Here is a 3,407-nt window from a genome sequence, read left to right on the forward strand (position 1 = left end):
GGGCCGCCGCGCTCGGCGGCCCGGTGTTCAGTTCTGCGGGATGTACACGTCGTGCAGCACCTCGGGCAGCCGGTCCGCGCAGGCGTCCTGCGAGGCGATGGTCAACGCGTCCGCCGCGCAGTCGAAGTAGTCCTTGTAGACCATCTGCACGGTGAAGTTGGCGACGACCACCGCGATCGCCAGCGAGGCCAGGCCGATCCCGAACGAGGTGGACAGCAGCAGCGACCGCCGCCCGCCCTTCCCGCCCGCCGGGGGCGTCGAGGGCCGCTCCGGTGCCCCGTCGCCGGTTGCCGCGGTGTCGCTCCCGCCGCCCGCCGCGGCGCGGTCGCCGTCCGCGCCCGACGCCGCGCGCTCCTCGGCGGTCAGCTCCTGCTTGGTGCCGCGCAGCGCGTCGACACCCCAGTAGAGGGCGAGGGCGCCCAGCAGCAGGGCCAGCCAGTCCCACGCGAAGACCGCGCCGACGAAGGCCCAGCCGCCGGCGAGCAGGGCGTAACGGGCGTGCCGCTGCCGGGGGTCGGCCGGGTCCCAGCCGGGCCGGCGCCGCCCCTCCCGGTCGCCGTCCTGGCCGCGGTCGGCGGGGGACTGGCCGAAACCACCGGACTGGCGGCCGGGCTGGCGGGAACTCCACTGCCTGCCCCAGGCCGACTTCCGGTTGTCCTCCTCGCCGTCGCCCTCGCCCGAACCGTCGCGGCCACCGTCGGAGCCGTCCCGGCCGCCGTCACCGGAACCGTTGTCCCGGCCGGCGCGGCGGCGTAGGTGCCAGGGCCGGTCCGGGGCGCCGTCGGGCGGCGCGGCGAAGGGGTTGGGCTCCCCGCCGGCCCGGCCGTCGGAGGAGGATTCGCGGCGTCGGTCGGTCATCTGGTCGTCGTATCCCCTTCGTAGCGCCGGTGGTCCCTGGCGGGGGCGCGGCGAGATCGGTGGTCCTGACCGTACCGTCCGCGCCGGTGGACCGTCGTGTCGGGGGACGGGCGCGTGCCGGTATCGTGACGGTCGGCGGCCGGTGCCGCGGCGCGGACCCCGCGCCCGACGCACTTCACCGCCCGATCGCTTCCCGCGGCCCACAGAAAGCACCTCTCCCACGTGGCTCCTGCACCGGCATCGCCCGCCCCGGCCCCCTCGGCGGCCCGGCTGGTCGTCCTCGTCTCCGGCTCCGGCACCAACCTCCAGGCGCTGCTCGACGCCGCCGCCGATCCCGCGTACGGGGCGCGCGTGGTGGCCGTCGGCGCCGACCGCGACTGCACCGGGCTGCGCCGCGCCGAGGCGGCGGGCATCCCGACGTTCGTCCGGCGGGTCCGCGACCACGCGACGCGTGAGGAGTGGGACGAGGCGCTGGCCGCCGACGTGGCCGCCCACACGCCGGACCTGGTGGTCTCCGCCGGGTTCATGAAGATCGTCGGCGCGCGGTACCTCGCGCGCTTCGCGGGCCGGACCGTCAACACCCATCCGGCCCTGCTGCCAAGTTTCCCCGGTGCCCACGGCGTTCGCGACGCGCTCGCGCACGGCGTCAAGGTGACCGGGTGCACCGTCCACTTCGTCGACGAGGGCGTCGACGCCGGGCCGATCATCGCGCAGCGCGCGGTGGACGTCCGGGAGGACGACGACGAGTCCGCCCTGCACGAGCGGATCAAGGAAGCCGAGCGAGACATGCTCGTCGATGCCGTGGGGCGTTTGGCCCGGGACGGCTATCGAATCGAGGGACGAAAGGTTCTGATCCCGTGACCGCCGACCGTACGGCCACCACCGCCACCAGCTCCGACAGCGACGCCGGGCGCCGCCCGCTGCGCCGCGCGCTGATCAGCGTCTACGACAAGACCGGGCTGGAGGAGCTCGCACAGGGGCTGCACGCCGCCGGGGTCCAGCTGGTCTCCACCGGCTCCACCGCGGGGCGCATCGCGGCCGCCGGCGTCCCGGTGACCCCCGTCGAGGACGTGACCGGGTTCCCCGAGTGCCTCGACGGCCGCGTCAAGACGCTCCACCCCAAGGTGCACGCCGGCATCCTCGCCGACCTGCGGCTGGCGGACCACCGGCAGCAGCTGACCGACCTCCAGGTCGAGCCGTTCGACCTCGTCGTCGTCAACCTCTACCCCTTCCGGGAGACGGTCGCCTCGGGCGCCGCCCCCGACGCGTGCGTGGAGCAGATCGACATCGGCGGCCCGGCGATGGTCCGTTCCGCCGCGAAGAACCACCCCTCGGTCGCCGTCGTGGTCAACCCGGCGCGCTACGCCGACGTCCTGGAGGCGGCCGCCGGCGGCGGCTTCGAACTCGGCGCCCGCAAGCGGCTCGCCGCCGAGGCGTTCGCCCACACCGCGGCCTACGACGCGGCCGTCGCGAGCTGGTTCGCCGCCGACTACGCCGCCGACGGCGAGGCGCTGCCCGCCTTCCACGGTTCGGCGTTCGAGCGGCTGCGCTCGCTGCGCTACGGCGAGAACCCGCACCAGCCGGCCGCGCTGTACGGCGACGGCAGCGGTACCGGGCTCGCCGCCGCGGAGCAGCTGCACGGCAAGGAGATGTCCTACAACAACTACGTGGACACCGAGGCCGCCCGACGCGCCGCCTACGACCACGACCGCCCGGCCGTCGCGATCATCAAGCACGCCAACCCCTGCGGCATCGCGGTCGGCGCCGACGTCGCCGAGGCCCACCGCAAGGCCCACGCCTGCGACCCGGTCTCCGCGTTCGGCGGCGTCATCGCCGTCAACCGCCCGGTGTCGGTGGAGATGGCCGAGCAGGTCGCGGAGATCTTCACCGAGGTCGTCGTCGCCCCCGGCTACGAGGACGGCGCCGTGGACGTGCTGACCCGCAAGAAGAACATCCGCGTGCTGCGCTGCGCCGACGCGCCCGCTGCCCGCACCGAGGTCCGGCCGATCGAGGGCGGCCTGCTGGTGCAGGACAAGGACGTCTTCCAGGCCGAGGGCGACGACCCGGCCCACTGGACCCTCGCCGCCGGCGACGCGCTGGACGAGGCCGAGCTCGCCTCGCTGCTCTTCGCCTGGCGCGCCTGCCGGGCGGTGAAGTCCAACGCCATCCTGCTGGCCAAGGACGGTGCCTCCGTCGGCGTCGGCATGGGCCAGGTCAACCGGGTGGACTCCGCCCGCCTGGCGGTGCAGCGTGCGGGCGAGGAGCGAGCGACCGGCTCGTTCGCCGCCTCGGACGCGTTCTTCCCGTTCGCGGACGGTCTGCAGGTGCTGCTGGACGCCGGGGTGCGGGCCGTGGTGCAGCCCGGCGGCTCCGTGCGGGACGAGGAGGTCGTCGCCGCGGCCCGCGCCGCCGGGGTCACCATGTACTTCACCGGGACCCGCCACTTCTTCCACTGAGCCGCCGCGCCGACCGGCGCGCCCCGCTCCGCCCGCGCCCCGTCGGGACCGCGCCGCACCCCGTGCGACGCTCCGTCCCCGGCGGGGCGCGGC

General features: G+C 75.5%; 3 protein-coding genes. 2 read left to right on the plus strand and 1 reads right to left on the minus strand.

What is annotated here, in order from left to right:
- Nucleotides 1-27 precede the first annotated feature (27 nt).
- A complete protein-coding gene (locus HCN52_RS22945) occupies nt 28-858 on the minus strand; it encodes a hypothetical protein (protein ID WP_168090347.1) in 831 nt (276 codons plus the stop codon).
- Nucleotides 859-1,080: 222 nt separating this feature from the next.
- Between HCN52_RS22945 and purN the strand changes: the two genes are divergently transcribed.
- Together purN and purH are read left to right on the plus strand one after the other, a co-directional pair.
- Nucleotides 1,081-1,719, plus strand: coding sequence for a phosphoribosylglycinamide formyltransferase (gene purN, locus HCN52_RS22950; protein WP_168090348.1), 639 nt, complete (start codon nt 1,081-1,083; stop codon nt 1,717-1,719).
- Nucleotides 1,716-3,314 carry a bifunctional phosphoribosylaminoimidazolecarboxamide formyltransferase/IMP cyclohydrolase gene (gene purH / locus HCN52_RS22955; RefSeq protein WP_168090349.1) on the plus strand — a complete coding sequence of 533 codons (1,599 nt, stop codon included), beginning with the start codon at nt 1,716-1,718 and terminating at the stop codon, nt 3,312-3,314. Before purN ends, purH begins: the two co-directional genes overlap by 4 nt.
- The last annotated feature ends 93 nt before the right edge of the window (nt 3,315-3,407 follow it).

The sequence above is a fragment of the Streptomyces bohaiensis genome (genome assembly GCF_012033785.1).
In the GTDB taxonomy this organism is placed as follows: domain Bacteria; phylum Actinomycetota; class Actinomycetes; order Streptomycetales; family Streptomycetaceae; genus Streptomyces; species Streptomyces bohaiensis.

Bases quoted from the DNA above. Each gene is read 5' to 3' on its own strand.
- HCN52_RS22945 (WP_168090347.1), bottom strand. From the start codon at position 858: ATGACCGACCGACGCCGCGAATCCTCCTCCGACGGCCGGGCCGGCGGG.